17 protein-coding genes are annotated in these 19489 nt (G+C 39.6%); 12 read left to right on the top strand and 5 right to left on the bottom strand.

Going from position 1 to position 19489, the window contains the following annotated elements:
* Nucleotides 1-8 precede the first annotated feature (8 nt).
* Nucleotides 9-1007, bottom strand: a complete 999-nt coding sequence (locus tag AC0VYJ_RS21880) for a tRNA dihydrouridine synthase (RefSeq protein ID WP_475366259.1) — start codon at nt 1005-1007, stop codon at nt 9-11.
* A gap of 577 nt (nt 1008-1584) precedes the next feature.
* On the opposite strand from AC0VYJ_RS21880, the gene mqo reads away from it, so the two are divergent.
* From mqo to AC0VYJ_RS21860, 4 genes are all read left to right on the top strand, one after another.
* Entirely contained in the window at nt 1585-3147 is a 1563-nt protein-coding gene (gene mqo, locus AC0VYJ_RS21875) for a malate dehydrogenase (quinone) (protein ID WP_194218177.1), read from the top strand.
* 210 nt (nt 3148-3357) lie between these two features.
* The gene (locus AC0VYJ_RS21870) at nt 3358-3618 is read left to right on the top strand and encodes a DUF4190 domain-containing protein (RefSeq protein WP_194218179.1); all 261 of its coding nucleotides are present in this window, start codon (nt 3358-3360) and stop codon (nt 3616-3618) included.
* A gap of 482 nt (nt 3619-4100) precedes the next feature.
* Nucleotides 4101-5288 carry a ParM/StbA family protein gene (locus AC0VYJ_RS21865; RefSeq protein WP_194218180.1) on the top strand — a complete coding sequence of 396 codons (1188 nt, stop codon included), beginning with the start codon at nt 4101-4103 and terminating at the stop codon, nt 5286-5288.
* A gap of 12 nt (nt 5289-5300) precedes the next feature.
* Nucleotides 5301-5864, top strand: a complete 564-nt coding sequence (locus AC0VYJ_RS21860) for a hypothetical protein (protein ID WP_194218181.1) — start codon at nt 5301-5303, stop codon at nt 5862-5864.
* 47 nt (nt 5865-5911) lie between these two features.
* Here the strand turns inward: AC0VYJ_RS21860 and nagE are convergent, their stop codons facing one another.
* Nucleotides 5912-7777 (bottom strand): N-acetylglucosamine-specific PTS transporter subunit IIBC, encoded by a 1866-nt coding sequence (gene nagE, locus AC0VYJ_RS21855; protein ID WP_194218182.1) that lies wholly within the window; start codon nt 7775-7777, stop codon nt 5912-5914.
* A gap of 185 nt (nt 7778-7962) precedes the next feature.
* Here nagE and nagA point away from each other — a divergent pair, with 185 nt between their 5' ends.
* The 4 genes from nagA to AC0VYJ_RS21835 are packed head-to-tail and all read left to right on the top strand — an operon-like array spanning nt 7963 to nt 11401.
* Nucleotides 7963-9171, top strand: coding sequence for an N-acetylglucosamine-6-phosphate deacetylase (gene nagA, locus AC0VYJ_RS21850; protein WP_475367543.1), 1209 nt, complete (start codon nt 7963-7965; stop codon nt 9169-9171).
* Entirely contained in the window at nt 9158-9892 is a 735-nt protein-coding gene (gene nagB, locus AC0VYJ_RS21845) for a glucosamine-6-phosphate deaminase (RefSeq protein WP_475366258.1), read from the top strand. The genes nagA and nagB overlap by 14 nt, the downstream gene beginning before the upstream one ends.
* A gap of 15 nt (nt 9893-9907) precedes the next feature.
* Nucleotides 9908-10630 (top strand): GntR family transcriptional regulator, encoded by a 723-nt coding sequence (locus AC0VYJ_RS21840; protein ID WP_194218185.1) that lies wholly within the window; start codon nt 9908-9910, stop codon nt 10628-10630.
* Between the two features lie 21 nt (nt 10631-10651).
* On the top strand, nt 10652-11401 hold the full coding sequence (locus AC0VYJ_RS21835) for an SIS domain-containing protein (RefSeq protein WP_194218186.1): 750 nt from the start codon (nt 10652-10654) through the stop codon (nt 11399-11401).
* A 423-nt stretch (nt 11402-11824) separates the two neighbouring features.
* Here AC0VYJ_RS21835 and liaG read toward each other — a convergent pair whose 3' ends face one another.
* Nucleotides 11825-12679, bottom strand: a complete 855-nt coding sequence (gene liaG / locus AC0VYJ_RS21830) for a LiaG family protein (protein WP_475366257.1) — start codon at nt 12677-12679, stop codon at nt 11825-11827.
* Nucleotides 12680-12817: 138 nt separating this feature from the next.
* On the opposite strand from liaG, the gene AC0VYJ_RS21825 reads away from it, so the two are divergent.
* Nucleotides 12818-13048: an excisionase family DNA-binding protein gene (locus AC0VYJ_RS21825; protein ID WP_194218188.1), complete on the top strand. Its 231-nt coding sequence runs from the start codon at nt 12818-12820 to the stop codon at nt 13046-13048.
* Between the two features lie 48 nt (nt 13049-13096).
* On the opposite strand, the gene AC0VYJ_RS21820 is transcribed toward AC0VYJ_RS21825, so the two are convergent.
* Nucleotides 13097-13465 (bottom strand): VOC family protein, encoded by a 369-nt coding sequence (locus tag AC0VYJ_RS21820; protein WP_194218189.1) that lies wholly within the window; start codon nt 13463-13465, stop codon nt 13097-13099.
* A 265-nt stretch (nt 13466-13730) separates the two neighbouring features.
* A complete protein-coding gene (locus tag AC0VYJ_RS21815; RefSeq protein ID WP_475366256.1) occupies nt 13731-15185 on the bottom strand; it encodes a phospholipase D family protein in 1455 nt (484 codons plus the stop codon).
* A gap of 165 nt (nt 15186-15350) precedes the next feature.
* Between AC0VYJ_RS21815 and AC0VYJ_RS21810 the strand changes: the two genes are divergently transcribed.
* From AC0VYJ_RS21810 to AC0VYJ_RS21800, 3 genes are all read left to right on the top strand, one after another.
* On the top strand, nt 15351-16877 hold the full coding sequence (locus AC0VYJ_RS21810) for an RQC-minor-2 family DNA-binding protein (RefSeq protein WP_475366255.1): 1527 nt from the start codon (nt 15351-15353) through the stop codon (nt 16875-16877).
* Between the two features lie 161 nt (nt 16878-17038).
* Nucleotides 17039-17833: an ABC transporter ATP-binding protein gene (locus AC0VYJ_RS21805; RefSeq protein ID WP_194218191.1), complete on the top strand. Its 795-nt coding sequence runs from the start codon at nt 17039-17041 to the stop codon at nt 17831-17833.
* A complete protein-coding gene (locus tag AC0VYJ_RS21800; RefSeq protein ID WP_475366254.1) occupies nt 17830-19461 on the top strand; it encodes a hypothetical protein in 1632 nt (543 codons plus the stop codon). The genes AC0VYJ_RS21805 and AC0VYJ_RS21800 overlap by 4 nt, the downstream gene beginning before the upstream one ends.
* Nucleotides 19462-19489 lie beyond the last annotated feature (28 nt).

Below are 19489 nucleotides of genomic sequence, written 5' to 3'. Positions count from 1 at the left end.
AACTTTACTCAAGAAATAGAAAAATTTTCACTTTTGTTTGATCTTTCTTTTTCTTTAAATTCATCAAGAAGAGCACGCACTTCATCAGTGGATTCAGTGCTCATAAGCTGATTCCTTAATTCACTTGCGCCACGGAATCCTTTTACATAGATCTTAAAAAAGCGGCGAAGCGTTATAAACTGACGCGTTTCTAGTTCTGCTGAATATTTATCATGTAAATCGAGCTGCAATCTAAGAAGATCAAGCAATTCTTCACTCGTATGCTCTTTCTTCTCTGTTTCAAAAGCAAACGGATTATGGAAAATCCCACGCCCGATCATAACGCCATCCACGCCATACTTCTCAACAAGTTCAAGTCCCTTCTGACGGTCTGGAATATCGCCGTTAATCGTCAGAAGCGTATTTGGGGCAACTTCATCTCGAAGTTTCTTGATCTCCGGAATCAGCTCCCAATGCGCATCAACATTACTCATTTCCTTTTTCGTACGAAGATGGATGGAAAGATTAACAATATCCTGTTCTAGAAGGTGCTTCAGCCAGTGACGCCATTCTTCCACTTCCGTATAACCAAGGCGAGTCTTTACGCTGACGGGCAATCCCCCCGCTTTCGCTTCCTGGATGATGTCCGCTGCAACATCAGGACGACGAATGAGTCCGCATCCCATCCCTTTAGTGGCAACATTAGGAGCAGGACAGCCCATATTGATATCCACTCCACGATAACCCATTTCTGCCATGCCAATGCTCATTTCTCGGAAGTATTCGGGCTTGTCTCCCCAAATATGGGCAACAATTGGCTGTTCATCTTCTGTGAATGTCAATCGTCCTCTTAAGCTGTCTTTTCCTCTCGGATGGCAGTAGCTTGCAGTATTGGTGAACTCTGTAAAAAACACGTCAGGTCTCGCTGCTTCACTCACAACATGTCGAAAAACAACATCCGTCACAGCTTCCATTGGAGCAAGAACAAAAAATGGTCGAGGCAACTCGTGCCAAAAATTATCTTTCATAGTATATCTGAACCCTTTCCTTAAGGGAAAACAAGTTCCCAAAATTAAAAAGTAATAATGTTTCTATCTTATCCATTACTAGTTAGACTGAATTTAACCATTATATACTTTAAAAGCATTCAATGAAAAGTGCAAGAGGAAGAGTCGTCTTGTGTTTAAGTAAATCGACATAGAAACAAATCAAAACTCTATAACCTCTGGATAAGAACAAACAGACTTCAAAACGGTTAATGACGGGGCTAAAAGGGAAAATGGTTAGTGTGATTCCAAATAAGAATTTGGTTTGTTAGGAATTCTATCTTGGATAATATTTATTTTTCATGGTAGAAGTTGGTCTTTAAGCTACCTGGGATAGTAAATTTTTTTAAATAAGAATGATCCTACCTTATTTAACTTTATAATTTCCGATGTTAGTTTCTGTATTGTTTTTCAAGCCTCTTTTTCTTCAAATAACGTGTAAAAATTAGTAAATACGCATCAGATTATTAGATATTTTTTCTACAATTATAACAATTGACTATGATAAGGTATAATTAAGATAGAACATGTTGTGTACCTAAGAGTCGCCTTGCTTTTTATGACATGTGAGCATGAGCGCCTATTCTTTTTATTACAAATAAATGAGACAAGGAAGGGTATCATGAGCAAGAATCAAAAAAAAGACATTATCTTAATTGGTGCTGGAGTCATGAGTGCGACTTTGGGATCATTACTGACAGAATTAGCACCTGATTGGAACGTTAAAGTATTTGAAAAACTAGGAAGTGCAGGAGAAGAAAGTTCTAATGAATGGAATAATGCGGGGACAGGCCATTCTGCACTATGTGAACTAAACTATACTTCTGAAAAGACCGATGGGTCGATAGACATTGAGAAAGCTGTCAAAATCAATGAGCAATTTCAGCTTTCAAAACAATTTTGGTCTTATTTAGTAAACAATCAATTGATTGATAAACCACAGGACTTTATCAAGCCTCTTCCTCACATGAGCCTTGTACATGGGGAAGATAATGTAAAATTTTTGAAAAAGAGATTGGAAGCGTTGTCAGCTAACCCATTGTTTAAAGGAATGGAATTTTCGGACGATCCTGAGAAACTGAAAGAATGGATTCCACTCATCATGGATGGAAGAACGTCAGATGAACCGATTGCTGCGACAAAAATTGACTCTGGTACAGATGTCAATTTTGGAGCGTTAACGCGCATGCTGTTTGAGCATTTAGAAGGTGAAAATGTAGAACTTCACTATAAGCATAGCGTAGAAGATATTAAACGAAATAGTGATGGCATTTGGGAAGTAAAGGTAAAGGATATCGACAACGATAATCTTGAGTATCACACAGCTGATTTCGTCTTTATCGGCGGTGGAGGAGGTAGTCTACCACTACTACAGAAGACTGGTATTCCTGAGTCAAAACATATTGGCGGATTCCCGGTAAGCGGACTCTTCATGGTATGCAATAATCCTGAGGTGATTGAGAAGCATCATGGAAAAGTGTATGGAAAAGCCAAAGTTGGCGCTCCTCCTATGTCTGTTCCTCACCTTGATACAAGATATATTGATAACAAAAAAAGCTTGTTGTTTGGACCATTTGCGGGCTTTTCACCAAAGTTCTTAAAAGGCGGGTCAAATTTGGATTTAATAGGCTCAGTTAAGCCCAATAATGTGTTAACAATGATGGCTGCTGGTTTAAAAGAGATGGGCCTTACAAAATATTTAGTGCAACAAGTCATGTTATCAGATGAAAAACGTATGGAAGAAGTACGTGAATTTATTCCAACTGCCAAAAGTGAAGATTGGGATATCGTAACGGCTGGTCAACGTGTGCAAGTAATTAAAGATACGGAAGGTGGAGGAAAAGGAACGCTTCAATTTGGAACAGAGATTGTTAGTTCCTCTGACGGTTCCATTGCTGCGCTTCTTGGCGCTTCTCCAGGTGCTTCTACTGCTGTACACGTTATGCTTGAGATATTCGAGCGATGTTTCCCAGAGATGATGGCTGATTGGGAACCCAAAATTAAAGAAATAATACCTTCATATGGCAAGTTACTAGGAGAAAATCCTGAATTATTCAAGGAAATCAATGCCTTAATAGTACAGACGCTTGCTCTCAATGAAAGTGAGCCCGCTTATAGTTAAGTTGTGATGAAATAGAGGAGGATTTGTAGCCTAATTTGCTAGAGAAACCCTGATTATATTTGGCTTAGTGGAAAAATACACAAAAAAAGCATGTAGCAATTAATTGCTACATGCTTTTTTTAATGGAATAAAATCAATGCCACTCTAATAAATTCAATTATGTAAAAAAATAGGTTTCTAAAAAGAGATGATTTTTAGGGGGGAATTGATATGGAAGGAAATGTGAATGTAGCTCCACAACCAGAGAGCAATGGTCTCGCGGTATCTTCGATGGTGTTAGGTATTATTGGACTTGTGCTTTTTCTAGTGCCAATTATTCCTTATCCTTTGGCAATATTGGCCATCATTTTTGGAGTAATTGCGAAGAAAAACCCTCTTAAGAAAGGATTTGCCGTTACAGGGTTAGTTACGGGAATTGTTACGTTAGGTTTGAAAATATGGTTTTGGGCAGGAGTTGCCTCATTAATGTAACGTGTTTGAAGGGAAGGGGAGGGATTAGTTTCTCTCATCTTCCTTTTTCAATTTCTACTTCCGAACCTTTACAGAAAAGACTTAGTTTGTTTTACTCTTCCTTTCTTTAGGATTTCAATAAGTTGATTTAGTGTTGCTGCTTAAAATCTATAGATTGTAAAGAATATTAGGGGAACTTAAAAAGACGAGTAGAACTTAAAAAGTAATGTATACAGAAAACGTACACATGAAAACAAAATCGTATACTTGTAAACGAAAAATGTACACAAGTATACAAAAGTGTACGCATGTTGATTTATAGGGATGTAAACATAATTGTATACGTGTATACAGAAAATGTACACATGTAAACGTATTTGTGTACAAGTACACAAATTTGTAAACTAGATAGAATGACTCATTGACTTCATTTGCAAATTTCTATAAATTTTAAGTTAATAGTAGAAATACTAGATTTCAAATATGAAAGGATGGATTATTTTATGAGTAATTCAAGAATTGCAGCAGTCGATGTAGGTAACGACTCGTTAAAAGGAATCTATGGAAAACTTGAATCTGATCTATACATACCAAACGTAATTGCTAGAGATATAGAAGATCGCCCTGTAATTGGAATTGAAGAGTTGGATACTAAAGATCCGCTTGATGGCATTCATATTCGTGTACACTCCCCTGCTCTACAAGATAACAACGCGATCTATCGGGTTGGCAATCTGGCGACTAAGAGTGACAACCCAACAGAATTAGATCCAGGAAGCGCAAAATCAGAAGAGGATCAAACTCTTGTAATGTTGTTTGCATCACTTGCTCTAGATGCTGTTGATCCAAAGAACTCAGCAAATTTCAGAAATCAGAACGGCGTTGTGGATGCGAATTACACGCTTGGTACAGGACTTCCACTACGTGAAGTGAAAGAAGGAAAGGACGTTGGATATCGCTCAAGACTTCTAGGATCCGTCCACCAGGTAGAATTTCTTGTAACGCCTAAGTACCAAGGAAAGAAAGTTAATATTAAATTTGATGAAGTGAAGGTCTACCCTGAAGGTTTTGCTGCTTACATTAATCTTGTAATGGACAGCGATTTAAACATTATTAATAAAGACTTAATTGATAAGCGTATTTTGATTCAAGATATCGGTGGTCTTTCTACTGACATCGCGGTTATTAAGAATCGTAATGTCGACGATGATAAGGCGCAGGGCTTTAATCTTGGAGTTGCTGAGTCACTAGAAGCCATTCGTGAGGAAATCCGCTCTAAGCATGGTGTGGAGCTCGACAGCCGTCGAGACGTAGTAGATATTATTACGAAGAAAAACGATCGTAATCATATTATGGTTCGCGGAAGTCGTACAAGCGTTCATGATATTACGGATCGCATTTTACTAGAACTAGCTAAGAAGCAATATCGCCATCTTCGTAACGTTTGGCAGAAGAACTCTCAATCTGAAATCTGCTATTTCGTTGGTGGTGGCTCCATTGTTCTAAAAGATTACCTTAAAACATTGAATAACAACCTTGATGGCTACAATATTGATTTCTTTGAAGATGAAAAAGAAAGCATTTGGATGATGTCGAATGCTTACTACAAGCTCATCTCTGACTTTAATCGTAAGAATAATAAAGACAAGCCCCAGGAAAAGAGAGAAGAAAAGAACAAGGTCAAAAACTAGTAGGGTGATTTGATGAAAAAGGCGGGGATGACGGGGATTCAGAGAGGACAGGCGATTACATTTCGTCTTCCCTCTGATACACCTGATCATATTCTAAAGCAGCTTCAGAAGTTAAAGGACGAAGAAAAGCGTAACTTCTCAAGCCGCGTTGCGGAGTATGTGTTAGATGGTGTCACGCAAACGATAAGGCGCGATAATGATGCTATTACTGTGCCTTTGCCTAAGGGATTAAGCAAAGCCCAACGAGATTGGCTTAAGCATGAGCATTCAGAAGCGCTTCTTGGCAACATCGTTTACCAAATTTTATCTGATCCAGTGCGGGCTGCATCACTCCTTGCATCTTTTAACAGCAACTCGATTGATATTGATCAGGCGCTTTATTTGCAAGATGAAGTTTCGAAAAGGACTATGCCAAAAGACGTTTATGAACCGATTGAAGCACCTTCCAAGTCGTCTGATGATGATTTGATGAATTTTGATTGGGATCAGGCGCAACAGGAGCAAAGTTCAGCGGTAGAGGAAGAAGAAAGCGCAGATGATTTGCTCGGCGGATTTCTTGATAAAATGAATAAATAAAAAAAGAAAGGCAGCGGATATCCGCTGCCTTTCTTCGTTTTTGGCGATTAATCAATCGAAATGATTCCACTATCGCCTTGATTAATATTACCGGATTTTTTGATTTTCAACTTTTGTAAATTCGTGAAAATGACTGGAGTTGCAACTGAAGGTACGGAACGTCTGACGCTACTTAAATCGACCGTCATAAGCTTATCGCCTCTCTTAACTGTATCCCCTTCGTTTACAAGTGTTGTAAAGCCTTCTCCTTTTAAGTTGACGGTATCAATTCCTACATGGATCAATATCTCAACGCCGCTATTCGACTTAATGCCGATTGCATGCTTTGTAGGGAAGATGCTTATAATCTCACCATCAACCGGTGAAACGAAATGTCCGTCTTCAGGAAGAATTGCGAAGCCATCCCCCATCATACCTGCAGAAAACACTTCATCTGGAACTTCCTGCAGTGGAATAATTTTTCCTTTGACTGGCATGACGAAATCTTGCTCAGCTAGCGTTTTTGTAAGATTGATAGTTGTATCGTTGCTCTCTTTAGAAGCATGTGAATTTGTTCCGCGCATTGCATCTGCAACAAATTCCACATCAGTTCCTACGATGATCTGCAAGTTGCGGTTGTTAACTTTCACTACACCTCGAGCACCGTGACGCTTTAATTCTGCTTCGTCTACTTTTGCCATGTCATTCATTTGTAAACGGAGTCTTGTTGTACAATTATCAATAGATGAGATGTTATCAATGCCACCAATGCTGCGGATAAAGTGACCTGCCATTACATCGTATTTGTCTTCTTTTGTAGCTGGTGCATTTGTTGGATATGACATGTCTTCATCTTCACGTCCAGGTGTTTTGAGATTTAATTTTTTAATAAGGAAATAGAATACAACAAAATAGATTCCTCCGTAAATGATCCCAATAACAAGGAGTAAACCTGCCTTCTGTGCCAAGCCGTAATTCAGGAAAAAGTCAATGGCTCCTGCAGAAAAACCGAAGCCGTGATGGATATCCAGCACATACGCCAGAACCATCGAACTGGCAGTTAATAGAGCGTGAATCCCATACAATAATGGTGATAAGAACATAAAGGCAAATTCAATTGGTTCAGTAATCCCTGTTAAGAAGGATGCAAATGCGATTCCGATTAACATTCCGCTTACTTCTGCTCTTCTATCCTTTTTAGCAGCTGCAATCATTGCAAAACACGCTGCCGGAAGTCCGAACATCATAATTGGGAAGAAACCAGCCATAAATATACCAGCGGTTGGATCTCCAGCAAAGAATCGATTCAAGTCTCCAGTTGCTCCGTTGTAATCACCAAAGACAAACCAAACTAAACTATTTAGGACATGGTGTAGTCCGAATGGAATAAGGAGTCGATTTAAGAATCCGAATGCACCAACACCAAGTGCTCCTGCATCGATAATCCATTGTCCGATCGAATTAATGCCCTCTTGAATCGGAGGCCAAACAAATCCAAATATCCCTGCTAGAATAACCATTGCTGTGGCTGTGACGATAGGGACAAAGCGTCGTCCACCAAAGAAACCAAGCCAGGTTGGAAGTTTAATATCATGAAATCGATTATAAAGAAGTCCCGCAACGATACCAGAAAGGATTCCTCCAAGTATCGCCATATTAATATTCTCATTAACTGCTTGAGTCCCCTGTGTAAGAACAAGATAACCGATGGCACCGGCTAGACCGGCCGCACCATTGCTGTCTTTAGAAAATCCAATGGCTACACCTATTGCGAAGATAAGTGCGAGATTATCAAATATGGCTCCCCCTGCTGCTGCTACAAATGGAATACCAAGTAAGTCATCCTGCCCTAACCTCAATAGCAAGGCAGCAGCCGGAAGTACAGCAATTGGTAGCATTAAGGACTTACCAATACGTTGTAAAGCTCCGAGCATTTACGTTCAACCCCTTTCGAAATTTGAAAACGTTTTATTGTCATGTTCATCATAACAGCACTAAATATAGTTGTCTATACCAATTTCCTCGCACAGGACGAATTTGGGTTTATGCTGGTATAGACAACTGTACTTATTGGTGGTACGATTTTAATAACAAGATGAACCGAAAAAAGGAGTGTCTCATCGTGAATGAAACGTGTTTTGTTATTGATCATGTGACAGTTTATAGCGAAGAACAAACGATTCAAAACGGCTATCTTAAAGTCGATAACGGTAAAATTATTGAAATAGGACATACAGATGAACGTACTATAGCAGGACAAGAAAAAGTCTATTCGTTTAATGAAAGCGTATCTGTGCTTCCTGGAATGATTGATGTCCATATTCATGGCGTGAATGGAGCCGATACGATGGACGCTTCTACTGAAGCGCTTGATACTATTACGAAAGCACTTCCAGGTGAAGGAACAACGAGCTTTCTAGCAACGACTATTACTCAAGAAGCAAAGGCGATTGAGCGTGCTATTCAGAATGCAGGCGAGTACTTAATGGAGAGACAACAACCAGGACATGCGGAAGTACTTGGCATTCACTTAGAAGGTCCATTCCTTAATAGTAAGCGGGCAGGTGCACAGCCGCCACATGCCATGCAGCGACCAGATGTGGATGTATTTAAAACGTGGAATAAACTAGCAAACAACACGATTAAGCTAGTTACCCTGGCACCTGAAATAGAAGGTGGCATGGAACTTGTTCGATATTTAACAGAAAGAGGTATTGTGGCTTCAATTGGTCATTCCGATGCCACATATGAGCAGGTCATGAAGGCAGTTGAATGTGGTGCCTCTCACGTTACCCACCTCTATAATGGGATGAGAGGTCTCCATCATCGTGAACCGGGTGTAGCAGGTGCTGCTCTGTTAAGTAAGCAATTGAAAACAGAAGTGATTGCAGATGGGTATCATGTGAGACCTGAAATGATTAAGTTAGCTTATTTTCAAAAATCAGATGCTGGGATGATTTTAATCACCGATGCGATGAGAGCCAAATGTCTAAAAAATGGTCGCTATGATTTGGGTGGACAAGATGTTGAAGTGAAAGATGGTAAAGCGCTATTAGATAATGGAACTTTGGCAGGTAGTGTGCTGAAAATGAAGGATGCACTTGCTAACATCCAGGCTTTTACCGGCTGTACTCTTGAAAACGCGATAAAAATGGCATCGGAAAATCCTGCGAAACAGCTTGGTGTTTTTGATCGAAAAGGAAGCCTTGCCGTGGGAAAAGATGCAGACTTTTTCTTACGATCCATTGATGGAGAAGTGATGATGACATTTTGTAATGGACACCTTGCATATACGAATAAAGGGGATGTAGAAAATGAGAATCATTGAAGCACATGACTATGAGCATATGAGTGAACTGGCAGCGAATTATCTTATTGATAAAATCCATACAAATCCAAGTATGGTTTTGGGACTTGCGACTGGAGGAACTCCGCAAGGGACTTATAAGCATTTAATTCAGGATCATCAACGAAATCATACTACCTACAAGGAGATTACTACTTATAACCTTGATGAATATGTCGGTTTTTCAGCTGATAATCCGAACAGCTACCATGCTTTCATGTATGAGAAACTTTTTGGGGAAATCGATATTCCAAGTGCGAATATACATCTTCCAAATGGTACGGCGATTGATCTTAATGATGAATGTAAAACATATGAAGAAAGCATTAAAGAGTCAGGTGGAATTGATGTGCAACTACTCGGAATGGGTAGTAACGGGCATATCGGATTTAATGAGCCTGGGACTTCTTTTGAAGCTACAACACAAATAGTTCAGCTAGCTCAATCTACTAGAGAAGCCAACGCTCGTTTTTTTAACGATATTAACGAAGTACCACATGAAGCTATTACGATGGGGATTGCAACCATTATGAAAAGCAAAGAGATTTTGTTACTTGTTGCTGGTGAAGCAAAGAACGAGGCAATGAGGAAATTGGTTGAAGGTGAAGTGGACGAATCCTTTCCTGCATCGGTGTTAAACAGGCATTCTCATGTTACAATTATTGCTGATAAAAAAGCGTTATCAGGCGTAACAGTGCGCTGAAAGGAGTTATTTCCGATGATTGATAAGACGTCCCCATTACCTATTTATTATCAGTTAGTTGAGTGGATAAAAGGACTGATTGAAAGAGGCGAGTTAACCCCAGGAGATTCGCTTCCATCCGAGCGAGAATATGCAGAGCGCTTTGGCATTAGTCGCATGACAGTAAGACAGGCCATTACAGAGCTCGTTAATGAGGGTTACCTCTATCGACAAAAGGGAGTAGGTACCTTTGTTGCTGAGAAAAAAATTGAGCAACAGCTGATGGGGTTAACAAGTTTTACCGAAGATATGAAATCACGTGGCATGGAACCAAGTAGTAAACTAGTAGGGTTTGAAATTGTACCTGCTCCACCTTATATATCGGAGCAGTTAAAAATACAGGATCACGCACCTGTTTACGAAATTAAACGGGTCAGACTTGCTGATGGTATCCCAATGGCACTTGAGAAGACGTACATCTCGGCTAACCTCGTAAAAGGGTTGACGGAAGAAACTGTACAGCACTCTTTATATCATCACATTGAAAATCAGCTAGCGATCAAGATTGAGGAAGCGACCCAAGTGTTAGAGTCTTCTGTAGCAACTCAGCAGGAAGCAGAATACCTAAATATACAAAAAGGAGCACCGATACTGCTCATTCAGAGGAATACGAAACTAGCGGATGATACACCGCTTGAAGTAGTGAAGTCTTCGTACAGAGCAGATCGGTATAAATTTATGATTACACTTAAGCGTTAATTTCATTGAGGAGGCGTTCATTTGTTTCATGATTACTTCAACAAAATTAGAACATCCCTTCAAGTAATTGAAGAGAAAGAAGCCGTTTCTATCGAGCGAGCAGCAGTCGCTCTAGCTGATAGCATCGAAAACGGAAAAATCATTCATGTATTTGGATGTGGACATTCTCACATGATGGCGGAAGAAGTTTTTTACCGTGCAGGTGGGCTTGTGCCAATTCGTCCTATTTTTATTGAAGACTTAATGCTCCATAGAGGCGGAACGAGATCTTCTGCTCTAGAGCGAACGAATGGATTAGCCCGGGAATTCATGGCGGACCAGGATATTCAAAAAGGCGATGTAGTGATCGTTGTATCGACGTCAGGTCGTAACCCGGTTCCGATTGATGTTGCCCTTCTTAGTAAAGAAAGAGGAGCGTACGTTATCGGCTTAACCTCACGAAAAGCTTCAAATGGACAATCATCTCGTCACAAAGAAGGAAAGTACTTGTACGATGTAGTAGATCAAGTGATTGATAACCATGTTGAGGTGGGTGATGCGGTGATTCAAGATACAGAGAATCAAGTCTCATTTGGTTCAATCTCTACCGTTATAGGAATGGGGATCCTCAACGGTATTACTGTAGAAACTATTCATCAGTTGATTGAACGGGGAATAACTCCTCCTGTGTTTAAGAGCGGGAATGTAGACGGGTCAGATGAATCGAATCAGGCATTGATTGAGAGATACAAATCACGTATTCCGCTCCTCGAAGGCAATCAAGATTTTTAGCAAAAAAATCTCTTATTTTAAAGACTATGTAATTGAATGTTGTTGATATTAGACTCATTTACGCCCTGTGGTGACCAATCGGATTGGTCATCATAGGGCGCCCTTTCAGCAGAGCTGAAAAGTGGTTTTTTTCTTTATAGCGAGGTATTTTGTAAGCTTGCTTTGTATGCTTTGTTTCTGATTTCTGAATGAAGAGAATGCTCAAGATTCCTATAATGGTAATGAGCGTTCCACCGAGTATAATTACGAAGGCAGGGCTATAAATATTACCTAGAACATGTTAAGGAATATTTTCATGGAAATAATTTGGTGATGTGAAATGATAAATGCCGTTAAAGTAACCGACGAGTAAACCAAATCGTTTATTTTCCATTGAAAACTCAAAAATAACCTGCCATCCTATTGGAAAGCAGGTGTTCCTTTTTAATAAACGCTGGCGCTTCCGCTTGAAAGGGATATCTTCACGTGATACTTCCCTGAACCATGTACTCCTGATATTTCCTTATTGCTAATCGTCTGCTCTTCTAAAGTGAATTTGGTTGAGATGTCCCCGCTGCTTGCCTCACTATCCAATGTGAAATCAGCATTGTCCGGAAGGTCCAAATCGACATCACCTGAACTAAGGTCAAACGATACATCCCCTGTTAACTGATCCATTTGAACTTTCATGTCACCTGATGACATTTCTCCCTCAAGTGGGCCAGAATAATGGGTTAAAATCACGTCTCCAGAACTTATATCAAAGCTTCCCTTCTCGGTTGAAAGTCGATCGATGATAAGACGACCAGATGAGCCGTCATGCTCGAAGCTTTTTGTTTCCAGGTTGGAAAGTTCAACATCACCCGAACTCATATCAATATCTACTTCGTTTAAAATGGTAGGATTTTCTTCATTATTGAAGACAACACTTCCTGAGCCAACCTCAAGCTTGAGATCGTGTTTAAAGTCTTCTGGGAGGTAAACAGTAACATCTGATCCCCCGTTAAAGTTAAAAAACTTATACCACTTTCGCTTCACTTCAACTTCAATCGCATTTCCCTTCTTTCTCACCGAAAGCTCTCCACTACCATTTAAGGTTGCTTTCACATCATCACGTGATTCAGTGACTATGTTCATATCACTGCTGTGCGTCAAAATACTAACTTGATTAATTCTTTCACTTAACTCAATGCTGTTCTCATCACTTCCTCGTGCAAAAAGAGAGGTGTTTTCAAATAAAATTAATAAAACCGCCCCTACTGCAAGCAACCCAACAATGACCATAAATCCACTTCTCACTATATTTCCTCCCCGAGTTTCCGTCGTTATGCTATTCCCTATGGTAATCTTATAGTAGTTCAAGTCATCTAAACATCATCTAGAGTATTAAATTGGAATAAGACTTGAGACGTAATGACGTATATTGGAGGCAGGCGCATGTACCTCACTATTAAAGAAACGGCAGAATATTTATCTTTACCAGAATCCTATATCGAAACGCTCATTCGAGAGAAGCGCGTTCGCACCATTTTTGATGGTGAGCAATATTTGCTATATAAAGAGCAGTTTAATACTCATTTTGAACAGTTGGAAAAAATGAAGAGACGATTAGAAGAAGAAGCCAATGAGCCGCTTCCAGAAGATCCAGATGTAAAAGATGAAGATTAAGTAAGGTTTAGAACTCAAGTAAGAAAGGATGCCACCGGCATCCTTTCTTTATTTTGTTAGCACTTCACTCATGATGGCATGTGTGTTTTGCTCACTATCTTCAAAAAACGCCATCCACGTTTCAACGTCATCTGTTTTCGCAACTAGGTGAGGTTTACTAATGAAAATCACCCCATTCTTCATTAAACGTTCGTAGCTTTTCTCAATATGACTTACTTCAAAATAAAGAACTGAACTTGCATGTGCGAAAGTTTCTTTCTCTGGAAGACTTAGTAGCAAGCGCAGCCCATTACAATCAAAAAAAGCCATCTGATTTGTTTCAAATAATAATTTAAGTTCCAAATGCTCTTTGTAGAATTGGACCGCTCGCTCCATCTTTTTGACGGGAATCGCTATTTGGCTCACCTGTTTGATCATAAGAGAAATCGTCCTCCTAATTATCTGGTTATTTTCTAGTTCTCTCCAGTCCATTGAATCTCCTCTAATCTTTCGTTTAGGTAATAAGAAATCGGGAATAAAGGATAGTACTAGAGGAGGGTATCCTTTTATGAGAAATTTGATTAAAAAAGCGATTAAATACGGTCCCATTATTTATCCGATTGTAAAGAAAATGCGAAATAAAAGAAGAACAAGGTAAGCTAAAAATCCCCGGGAAATTTTTCCCGGGGATTTTTAATGATAGTTAATAAGTGGTTACTTGGAATAATTTTTGAAGAATATACATGAAATATTTATAGGGGGAAAGAGAGTTTTGATATTTTTCGTAGTCAGCTGTATAGGTTCCATCTTTATTTGACCAAATTCGCTCAAAATAGCGGTCAACATCCTGGACGACTTTAGTATCGTTAGGTGCTTTTAAATGAATATTCGTTTCCATATTGTAATCATCCAGGTTTCTAGAGGTATAGTTGCCTGATCCACCGATGATTGTGCTCTCTTTATTTCCTTTTATATACAATAGTTTTGTGTGAAATTGCTCTTTATTTGTGTCATACCAGCGAATTGTAAGATGCTCACTTCCTTGTTTCTCTAGCTCAGCTGTCACAGGAAGGTTAGGTAAGCCGATTTTTTGCTGTCCAAAGGCATTTTGATTGGGATCTAGTACTAGACGTACGTCGACCTCTCGTTCGGTTGCGTCAACAAGCGCATCAACGATATCCCGGTCTGCCAGATAAAACATTCCAATATAGATAAGCTCTTCTTTTTTGGCATCATCAATAGCTGTCACAACTCTATCCTGAATTTTACTTTCTGTCACAATTTGAGCTTTAACATTAGAAGCAGCCTCGGGACTCTCATCGGTCAACTTAGTGTCTGGAAATGACGATACGTTTCCTCCAGAATAGGCGGCAACTGCTTTTTCAGTTTCGATAAGGTCATTTAGAATCTCGCCTTTCACTTTAAAGGCAATGTTAGAATGAAAACCGCTCGCATCATGAGGATTTGCAGACATGATAATACCCGCATCTTCTGTAGTCACCGTTTTACGATGGTTCGCTTTCACATTAAGCAATTCTAGATAAGATCGTGCAGTGACTTTTGGTGCTGAAGGTGCCATTGGGTTTGGAAGCCATCCTTTGCCTTCTTGCCCAAACCAGGTGATCCCCATTCTCCAAAGCCCTGAATAAAATAAGTTTGGATCTCGCAGCCGATCAAGATCAGTGAAAATAACTTCGGCGCCCATTTCCTTAATTTTATTTATTTGGTCAGCCTCGTGAGATCCATATGTTGTGTTCACTTCATCGCTAATGAGGACAACCTTCAGGTTAGGCTTCGCCTTCATTACTTCAACTACTGTATTCGCTAAGTCTTCACTGATTTTTGGATAATCTCTTTTCCCATCCGTGTATCCGTTAAATAAGAAAAGGTCTAAAATAAGGAAATCATCGGCTTCTTGAATCGTACTGTTGATTTCATCAAAAATACTATGATCATAAACTTCTTTCTCCTTTTTGTCGTAAGTTAAGTCAAAAAGAAACTCGATGTCTTCATCATTTATTTGATGAACTTCACCTGCGTAGGATACGCCTTCAGGTAAAGGCTTGAAGCGGTGATAAGTGATAACGCCTACATAAATAACTAAAAATATAATGAATATCATCCAACGTTTTTTGCGATACCATGATCGTTTCTTCAATTGCAGTGCTCCTCAATTTCTATTTTCTCTTTATATACCCCGCGCCGTACAAATGTATCCCTCCTCTGAATGTGTTTTTTTGCATGCTGTAAGGTTGTTTCCATACCAATTTCCGCCGTATACTGTTGGATAAACAGCTGAAAGACAGAAAGCGGGTTTTGCATAATGACAGTTGAACATCATACTTATCATTTTGATGCCTATCCGATGTTTGCGTTTGTTCCAATGGGAAAGAAAAATAAACGAATTAGAACGGTAGGTCAGAAAGTACAAAAAGGCATGATTCATCGTCTTCACGAACATGTGAAACGGAAGATTGGCGCTCTTATCCAGGAAGAGAAGCAGAAGTTGCAAACGTTTCTTGAACAGGAAAACGAAGCCGTTTTACCTATTCCTTTAAATAAAGAAGATGAGCTTTACCCACATCTTATCAAACCAGAGCAATTATTGTGGCAAACTTTTTCACCGATGCATGGCCTCCCCATCCATAACAATTCTACTTATCAAGAGTTTTATTTACAGTTATCAACGGAAGATCTTGATCGTCATCTCGATCGGGTTATTCGAGATTACCTTTTTTGCGCGGAGTTAGCTGAAAAGTCTCGTGTAGAATGGGAAGAGCGCATTATAGAGGCGTATCAACTTCATCCGTTTATTCAATTGGCTAGAGAGAAAGAAAACGTTGTAAAAGCGGTTGAAAGGATGAATCACTCGCCTCTTATCTCCCTTTTAAATTCTCCTGAAGATCTTGCTTACTGGCGACACCGAGTCGACATTGTGATGAGACCTTACCGCGAAGTTCCAGATGAATGGTTATGGACCGAAAAGGGAGTTTGTCATCATGAGAAGAAGATGATGCTTCACCCTTCTAGTAGTGATGTTGAATTTTATTGTGAGGCCTGCGGATATGCGATTTATTATGATATAGAGGAAAACCATGTCCATTTTAAAGAGGAAATTGACATGGACCGTGCGAAGAAACGTATCGGAACGATTGAACGACAATTCAATAAAATGGTAGACAAGACTCCACGTTTAGTAGAAAAAATAGAGGAAGTGTCTCAAGCGATTCAAGCATTCAAGCCGTATGCACCGCTTTATGCTGAAGTGCTACAAGTTCAGCATACTTTATCAGAAGAAGAACTTGCTTTATTTGAAGCGCCATCTACGGTTACGGTTTATCAGCAGCTCAAAAGCGTGAGACTGCCAGAAGATCGAGCAGGCTCACCACTTATTTGGTTTTCCCATGTATTAACCGATACCATAGCACCTTTTAAGCCTCGGACAGTTTTTCCGGATTTGGATCAAAGGGAAATCACCTTTGTTCGAGACTACCTGGAAAAAGTAAAGTCAATCAGTCAAAATGTCCCTTCGAATGAGGAAGAGTACATGAATGTAAAGAAACATACGATGACAATTGGCGAGATGAAGTTATTGCTTCACTTCATTATCAGGCATGAAAATGAGCCACTTCATGTGCTCTCAAAAGTCTTTACCGGACAAGCAACAAATGCGATACGAGCACAGAGACTACATGAAAATGAGGTGTTCGGTCTTTTACAGAATTGGCAAGAAAAACATGTTGTCAAAGGGATCAAATACATGGAGAAAGACGGCTTGCTGCTTAAAATCTCCAAAGGCTATGGGCTGACAGAGAAGGCCAATCGAATGTTAAGTAGAGAGGGCGAATAGCTGGAAAGACGATGTGAGTAGCATCGTCTTTTTTGTTGACGAAATGAATTTTCGGTGGGAAAGTACCTGATTATACTACCTAAAGGGTTTGTGGACAGGATGAAACCTTTTATCGTAAGTTTCGTAGAAATAAGTAGAAGTTTACATATGGAGGGGATTGTATGGAACACGGACCGGGAAAAGTACTTTCTTTGAAAGGATTGACGAAGTGGTACGGAGAAAAGCTCGTTCTAGATAATATTGATCTTGATGTTTATGAAGGGCAAATTATTGGTTACATTGGTCCGAATGGGGCTGGTAAGAGTACCACCGTTAAAATCATGCTCGGATTAGAAGCTACTTACGCTGGTGAAGTTGAGATATTTGGAGAAAATATTAAAAAGAATAGCGTTGATTATAAAAAGAGAATCGGGTATGTTCCAGAATCGGCGGACCTTTATGATAACTTATCTGCGCAGGAGTACCTAACGTTTACAGGTGAACTCTACGGATTAGATGCTGATACAGCGGAATATAAAGCTAGATTGCTGATGAGAGTGTTTGAGCTTGAAGACGTTTATGAATCTCGTATTTCATCCTACTCAAAAGGTATGAAGCAAAAAGTCTTACTGATTTCTAGCTTGCTTCATGACCCTGATATTCTTTTTCTCGATGAACCGATCAATGGTCTTGATGCGAATAGTGTCATGGTGTTTAAAGAAATCCTTGCTCAGCTTGCGGCTCAGGGGAAAACGATTTTCTACTCTTCGCACATTATGGAGGTCGTTCAGAAAATTAGTAGCCGTATTCTCCTTCTAAATGATGGCAAGATTGTTGCGGATGGAAGCTTTGAACAGCTTCGTCAAAAAAATAAAGAGGGCTCACTTGAGGAGATATTTAATCAATTAACAGGTTTTAATGAGCATCAAAATCTTGCGGAGGATTTTGTGCAGATCGTGCAGCGTGAAGATGTATGAAGAACTTTCCAACACTAAAGATTCTTGACCTCTTTCGGTTCCTATTTGAGCGGCTGGATATTGATTATCCAACCTTGCGTCGAATACTTCAGGTAAAGCTAACGATGGATGGGAGACGCCCTACTACGATAATGAGTCAGAACATGAGTGGGAACAAAAAGAAAGATTCCAACCAGTTTCTGAAATCACTCTGGTTTTATGCTTTTATTGGCCTAACGTTGATTCCGATCCTGTTTTTTGGTGACAATTTTATGTTTCAGATGAGCTTGATTTTCGGTGTTTTAATGTTTTTAATTATGACGGCGATGATCTCAGATTTCTCTTCTGTTCTTTTAGACGTACGAGACCAAACGGTTATTGGCACAAGACCTGTCGATCGTCGTACGATCAGTGCAGCACGGGCTGTCCACGTTACGATATATTTATTTTTCTTAACGGCTGCGATTGTTGCTGTTCCACTTATTGTAGGAACTGTGCAGTATGGAATTTTATTTGGAGTGTTATTTGTCGTTACAGTGTTTTTTAGTGATTTGTTAATTGTTGCGCTTACAGCGTTGCTGTATTACATCATTTTAAAATTTTTTGGCGGAGAACGCTTAAGAGATGTCATTAATTATGTGCAAATAGGGTTATCGATCACCATCGTAGTCGGTTATCAAGTACTTGCTCGTGCTTTTGAATTTGCGGGATTACAGGTAGGCTTTTCACCAACATGGTGGAATCTCCTTTTACCGCCAGTTTGGTTTGGCGCACCGTTTGCTGTAGTGTTGAATGGGGCTAACGGAGCTTATTACTATATCTTTATCGCATTAGCTATTTTGATACCACTAATCGCTCTGTGGCTATATTTATCATTGTTACCTACGTTTGAGAAGAACCTTCTTAAGCTCATCGATCAGACTGGCCCATCGAAAAAGAAGACATTTAAGGGAATGGAACGTTTGGCTTCATTTATCACGCGAAGCAGAGAAGAGCATGCGTTTTATCAATTTGCGGGGAGAATGTTAAAGAATGAACGTGATTTAAAACTGAAGATCTATCCTTCTCTTGGGTTTGCTATGATCTTTCCTTTTGTTTTTCTGTATAATAGCTATTCTGCTGGGCAGTCATTTGAAGCCCTTACTTCAGGTAACTCCTATTTAACGATTTATGCGAGCATGATGATGGTTCCGGGAATAGTGATCATGCTTCAATATTCGAGTAAAAGTAAAGGGTCATGGATTTATCATGTCACACCTATACAAAATTCTGGAGTGATTATTAAGGGTACGTTAAAGGCTTTTCTACTTCGCCTATTTGCACCTGTGTTTGTGGCTATCAGTGCGATTTATACCTTTTTATTCGGTGTTCGAATTATTCCAGATTTGATCATCGTATGCTTAATCGCTCTTATTTATAGCGTCATTTGTTTTCGAATATTGAAAGGCACGCTTCCTTTTTCGGAGCCTTTTGAATCAGCCGGGCAAAGTGATGGTTGGAAGACTATCCCGTTTGCGTTATTGATCCCTGTATTCTGGGGAGTGCACTTCATTCTAACAAAAGTTCCATTCGGTACCTGGGCGTATCTCCTTGTTCTCGCGCTTATCTTACCGCTTATTTGGAATAAGGGATTGAAACATAGCGAGTGACAGGCACTCCCCGATTCCTGTCGAATCA

This window comes from Anaerobacillus sp. 63XJN7_5_ISO-PGPR-S23-430 (assembly GCF_056173695.1).
The sequence above is the reverse complement of the archived record's forward strand: the minus strand, read 5'-3'. Positions and strand labels throughout refer to the sequence as shown.